The 5,618-nt window shown below is 65.6% G+C and carries 5 protein-coding genes and 1 pseudogene; 2 read left to right on the top strand and 4 right to left on the bottom strand.

Features of this window, described 5'->3' with window-relative positions:
• From ACRDP3_RS24370 to ACRDP3_RS24360, 3 genes are all read right to left on the bottom strand, one after another.
• A partial coding sequence (locus ACRDP3_RS24370; RefSeq protein WP_431519146.1) for an ankyrin repeat domain-containing protein occupies positions 1 to 409 on the bottom strand: 409 nt, incomplete at its 3' end.
• Positions 410 to 473: 64 nt separating this feature from the next.
• Entirely contained in the window at positions 474 to 1,166 is a 693-nt protein-coding gene (locus tag ACRDP3_RS24365) for an HAD family hydrolase (RefSeq protein WP_431519145.1), read from the bottom strand.
• A 1,118-nt stretch (positions 1,167 to 2,284) separates the two neighbouring features.
• Positions 2,285 to 3,355, bottom strand: coding sequence for a phosphotransferase (locus ACRDP3_RS24360; protein ID WP_431519144.1), 1,071 nt, complete (start codon positions 3,353 to 3,355; stop codon positions 2,285 to 2,287).
• A 174-nt stretch (positions 3,356 to 3,529) separates the two neighbouring features.
• Here ACRDP3_RS24360 and ACRDP3_RS24355 point away from each other — a divergent pair, with 174 nt between their 5' ends.
• Positions 3,530 to 4,276, top strand: a complete 747-nt coding sequence (locus ACRDP3_RS24355; RefSeq protein WP_431519143.1) for an HAD family hydrolase — start codon at positions 3,530 to 3,532, stop codon at positions 4,274 to 4,276.
• Positions 4,277 to 4,375: 99 nt separating this feature from the next.
• The gene (locus tag ACRDP3_RS24350; RefSeq protein WP_431519142.1) at positions 4,376 to 5,272 is read left to right on the top strand and encodes a hypothetical protein; all 897 of its coding nucleotides are present in this window, start codon (positions 4,376 to 4,378) and stop codon (positions 5,270 to 5,272) included.
• Here the strand turns inward: ACRDP3_RS24350 and ACRDP3_RS24345 are convergent.
• Positions 5,273 to 5,618 (bottom strand): annotated as a pseudogene (locus ACRDP3_RS24345) (GntR family transcriptional regulator); the annotation flags it as partial.

The raw sequence follows: 5,618 nt of genomic DNA, 5'->3' as shown, positions 1-5,618 counted from the left end.
CGAAGAGGGCCAGCAGGTCCGCCTTTTCGAACGTCTGGGCCGTTTCCACCGCAGACGGCCGGCCCGCCCGGGGGTCGGCCCCGCCGGCGAGGAGGATGCGGACGACCTCCTCCTCGCCCTTGAAGACCGCGCCGGCGATGGGGGACTGGCCCTTGTCGTTGAGCTTGTTGGGGTCGGCGCCGCGGTCGAGGAGGGAACGGACGGCCAGGGCGTGACCGTGGTACGCGGCGAGCATGAGGAGTGAGTCGCCGTTGTCGTTGGTGAGGTTGGCCGGGACGCCCGCGTCGACGTAGGCGGCGATGGTGTCGGTGTCGCCGTGCCGGGCCAGTCCGAAGATCCTCTGGGCGAGTTCCAGTACCTCGGGGTCGTGCGCCGGCTCGTTGCTCTGGGGAGTGGGTGCGTCGGTCATCGGGGTCCTCTCGCACGGTGCTGTCGGCTGACCACATTACGTACGCCCCGCTGAGCCGGTCCGCTCAGACGTGCGCGCCGGGGTCCACGATTACGACCACGTCCCGCAGCGAATCCACGGTGTGTTCGACGCCCGCCGCCCGCAGCTCCGCCGCCTTGCGCTCGTTGCGCGCGTACCCGAGGAAGGCCACTCCCGCCGCTCGCGCGGCCTCCAGATCGCGGGGTGCGTCCCCGATCATCAGCGCCTCCTCGGCCGGCGTGCCCGTGGACTCCAGCGCCCGCAGCAGACAGTAGGGGTCAGGTTTCAAGTGAAGCGTCCCCTCGCCGCCCCGCCCATGGATCTGCCCGGCGAACAGCTCAGCTGTCTGCCGGGACTCCAGGTAACGCTCCACAGCCTGCGGGGAGTTGTTGGTGGTGACGGCGAGCTGCCGCCCGGTCGCATTGAGGGTGCGGACGAGGGTGTCGGCGAAAGCGGTCGGGAAGGCACCGGGCGCGGCCTTCACCTCCTCCTCCGTCAGCACCCGCTCCATGTCACGGGCCACGCCGCTCTCGACCAGGTCCGGCTGCTCGAACGCGGCGCGCAGGATCTCCAGCGGGTCGGTGGTGTGCGGCAGCCAGTCACTCTCCGGCCGGCTGTCGAGCACCAGGGCACGCAGCCGCTCCGCGATGGCGGGGGTCGGACGGTTGCGGAAGAGGTGACAGACGGGCCCGTCGAAGTCGAAGAGGACGCACTTCGCGGATTCGATGAGCTCGCGCATTTCGCTCCTGGTACCAGGGGTCATGGTCGTGGGCACAACTATCTCCCCGGCCGGGGCCGCAGTACAGCCGGGAAGTGCTTCCCTGCCCTGAGAGGGCGAAAGTGTTCTGTTCGCATGCTCTCAACGGGTGTTACGGGCGGTAAGCCGATTCCGTGGCCTCGTGCGTCGTCGGCCCAGTGCTGCCAGCTCGACGATCAAGGCCGCCATGGGGCGGTTTCGGTCATGTGTACCCCTTGTCACGTCGGGTCGTCGGGCCGAAGCCCTGCGACTACTGCGCACCAGCAGCAGGGCAGTGGTGTGAACTGGGTGGCAGGAATGGCTGATTCCAGACGCAGATCGAGGCGGACTTCCCCAGAGAACGAGCGGGATGAGTGGATTCCATATCTTTTTGTGCATTTGGCAACGCGTGGATCGCGCGGATCCGTCACCGTCGCGAGGCGGCCCAGCAGGCCAGGATGCTCCTCTGCCAGCAGCGATGCCGAGGCGGCAAGTTCGTCAAGCGCAGGTGATATGAGCGATGGTTCAGCAACGGCAGGCACGGTCTTCCAGTAAGATCATGGGACTTCGATACTCACGTGATCGCTGGCATCTGTGCCTCCTGCGCATCGCTACCACCCCGGCCATTCAAGGGCAGTTGGGGCGAACACTCCCCAAGCGCCTTCACGCCGACGCCCTGGGCTGCTTTGCAGCGGGCGCCAATACGAGTGGACTCGTGGGAGCCGCTCTATCTGAATAGAAAGGCCCATCGATGGGCGATACCCGATAAGGAAGAGATCGCATGATATTTGCTCGCGGCGTTCCCGAGATCAACACGGCTGAAGATATTTGGGGCTTGCTCGCGGCCATAGCGGTTGTCGTAGCTCTCGCGTGGTGGTTTCGCCGCAGGGAACGCAAGAGGGGGAAGTAGAAGTATCAGCTATGCTCGATACGTCGCGAGGTAGCCGTCGAAACGTAGGTCAACCGTAGTCGACCTCGTAGCGCAATCCTTCACGGCGAAGGGCTCCATCACCAACCTGTAGGCATCGGGCGAGCAGGTGCCGTCCTGCTGCCTGGCGGGGAATCGTCCGCCTGCCGGATCTGGGTTGACAGGAACTCTCGCGGAAGTCGGACAACGAACCTCAGGTGGCGGAGCAGAAGTTGGCGTAGGCGGACTCGATCGCCCAGGGATCGGGCACGGTGCGTAGCCGCAGGCACTGCTCGGCGCGCGTGAGCACGTGCTCGAGGGCCTTGGCCGTGCGGTACAACTGGTTCGCGCGCTGGTCGGGAGTCGCGCAGTTGCGGACCGCGATCGCATGGCGCACGACGTCGGTGTAGACTGATTGGGCGCGCTTGTACGCGAGGTAGCGCGGCAAGTCCCGTTCCAGACCGCTCACCGCACCGGGCAGCGCCTCCAGCATCGTGGTGCACCACTGCTCGGTGACCTCGCGCTCCTGGCCGGGTGGATAGCACATCAGGTGAAGATGCGTGGCCAGGTCGTAGAGCGGGTCGCCCAGTGCCGCGAGTTCCCAGTCGATCGTCCAGATTCTGTCTGTGGGGTCCACGATGAAATTCGCCCGGTGCAGATCACCGTGCAGCAGGCAGAACGGGCGAGCAGACACGTGGCCGGCCTCGGCCATGAGCCAGGAATGCGGTTCGAGAGCAGTGGCGGGGATGCCGAGCTGGTCGAAGAGCTGCCCGAATTCTGGTCGTCTTTTCGTGTAGACGTGCTCGTGGGTGAAGCGGATGAGGCTCTGCAGAAAGGCTCGGCTGTCCCCCTCTCGTACGTCGTCCGTCCGGTCGTGAATGCCCCATGACGTGACGGTGCTCGGACGCACACGCGCCAGCTCGCCGAAGATCGCCATGATTTGGGCCAAGTGGGGCTTCTCCACCGTCATGCCGGCCGGGGAGCGCTCGCTGAGGGTTTGTCCTTCAACGAAGCCGTGCACCACCAGCCTCAGTGTTTCAAAGCTCCGCACCGGAGGAACGCCGGGCATGCCGAGGTCGGAAAGCCTCAACAGCAGTTGCTCCTCGGCGGGGAAGCACCGTCGGTCGAACCACAGAACGTTTTCCCGGGGCTCTCCGACCTTCACCCGGCCCAGATCCGCCAATTCACCGCTCGGCTGCACGACATACCACTCACGGTGATATCCCCGCAACGGACCGTCAACAGTGCCTGTGCGTGCGGCCTGCTGAAACGCGTGGGACGTCATCGGCGGAGCTTTCCTGTCCGGGCTCGTTCGTCGTGAGCGGTGGAGGAACCCTACCGCCGGATTCTCGCCACGCTCCCCGAGGTTCGGACGGCGTCACTCGAACGCGGAGACCTGCCCCACGTGCTGTGAGCACCGATGGTGGTTCCGGCGGCTGAGGTCGCGCACACTTGCCGGGTGAGTCCGACCGCCAATCTCTGGCCCCTCGCCCCAGCGGGTCTGGCCGACTTGATGCAAGCCGCCAAGGCCGTGTTCTTCGACTTCGACGGGCCGCTCTGCGATGTCTTCTTCGCGCACCCCGCCGCGCCCATCGCGGAGGAGCTGAAGACCGCCGCGAAGGGGGTCTGGGGAGAGCTCCCCGGTGAGTTGGAGTCCTCCCCCGATCCGCACGCCGTCCTCCGTGAACTGCGCCTGGCGAGCCTCGGCACTGATGGCACGGCGGAGAAGAAGCGGGCGATTGTCGCCGAGCTGGAGGCGAGGCTGGCCTGGCACGAGGTCAAGGCAGCGCGAAGCGCGAAGGCCACAGCCGGTGCCGCCGACCTGGTGGTCGCCCTGCACAAGCGAGTCAAGAAGCTGCTGGTGACCAGCAACAACGCCGCGGAGGCGGTCTGGGTACAGCTGCGGTCACAGCGCATCGACGGGCTGTTCGACCATGTGGTCGGAAGGAACCCGGAGGACCCGCTGCTGATGAAGCCGCACCCGTACTGCGTGAACCGTGCTGTGGACCTGGTGCAGTTGCCTGCCGGTGACTGCCTCCTGATCGGCGATCAGCCCACCGATACGGAAGCGGCCGCAGCGGCGGGCGTGCGGTTTCTCGGTTACGCCCCGGACGCGCCACACGCCGCGGCGCTCGAAGGGTCCGGTGCCACGGATGTGGTGGCGTCCCTGGGGGACGTGGTGAAGGCCCTGCGCCCCCTGAAATGACGGCAGTCGGCCTCCGGCGTGCTTGCCTGGCGTGCTTGTCCGGCGGGCGGCCGGCGGGCATGATGGCCTGCCCTTGGCCGAGAGTCCGCGGGGGTATCCATGGGCGACAGCACGGTGCTGCAGCGCTTACGAACGCAGGTATCCCGGCTGAAGCCGGGACTCGTCCGAGGGGTACTCGTTCTGCTGTGCCTGTCGGGGGTAGCCGCGCAGCTCATCGAGCCGCTGGGCGATGCCTTGAACGGCAAGACCTTCCTGGGCGGTTCCTTCGCGGCTTTCATCGCACTCGTGCTCTTCGACGCCATCACCAGCGGCGACCGACCCCGGGAGATCTCCGGTGTCATCGTCCTCGACGAACTGGACGACCTGACCTCGCACATGCGCGAGGCTTTCCGCGCGAAGCATGTGAAAATCGATTTCCAGGGTTTCACCATGGAGACGCTGGTCCAGGAGATCAGGCCGGCCATGCTGGACCTGGCCAGAAATCCGAGAGGGACGAAGAGTCTCGCGCTGCGGGTGATCCTCCCGTGTCTCGACTTCCCGATGAATCTGCCGAGCGAGCTGTCGATGGAGGACGGTCATCTCAGGTTCCGTGATTCGCCGGCGGACCGGGAGAGGATGCGCGGCTACTCCGAACGTTACCGGAACGAATTCGATGAATTGGTGAGGCGTGTACGGGAACGTCACCCGAGTGTCCGCGTCGACTGGCAGGTGCTTTTCGGTGCGACCGGCCCACAGGTCAAGCTCATCGTGCTGAACGACGAGATATCGTTCTTCAGCTTCTACGATCTGGTGGAAGGGGAGTTCAAGGACGCGAACGGGGTGTTGCATCAGATTCTCGACCCGCGCGCATACGGAATGACCGATGGCGGGCTGAGGATGGTCGGCTGGTCGAGAAGATCACGGTCGGAATCGTCCCGGCGGATAGCAGACTATTACGCCTCGTATTTCGACCGGTTGTGGGAGATCTTTGAGCGTATTCGTCCTCCCGGGGGATAGTCAGTCGTCAGCCAGGGGTGTGGCGATAGTCGTCCAGAGCGAGTCGAACCAGTTCCGGCAGTCCCGGACGAACACGTCGACCTGCTCGTCATCGCCGCCCGCGGACCAGCGGAAGAGAGTCGACTCCAGCCCCATGACGTCGTATATCTCCAGTTCCTCTCCCCGGTAGGTGATCCCCTCCCGCACCACGTGGTAGTGAGCCGTCAGGGCTTCGGTGCTGTTGAGCACGTACAGCTTCTGCAGCGGCGTGGCGGCCACCGTGCGTACCTCGCAGGAGACTTCGGGCACCTCGTATCGGTCCTTGAAGGCGCCGAGACTCATGCGCAGCGCCGTCGCCCACGTGGTC

The organism is Streptomyces sp. (assembly GCF_050698815.1).
GTDB lineage: Bacteria > Actinomycetota > Actinomycetes > Streptomycetales > Streptomycetaceae > Streptomyces.
Note: the sequence above shows the minus strand (reverse complement) of the source record. Positions and strands in the feature narration are given on the sequence as shown.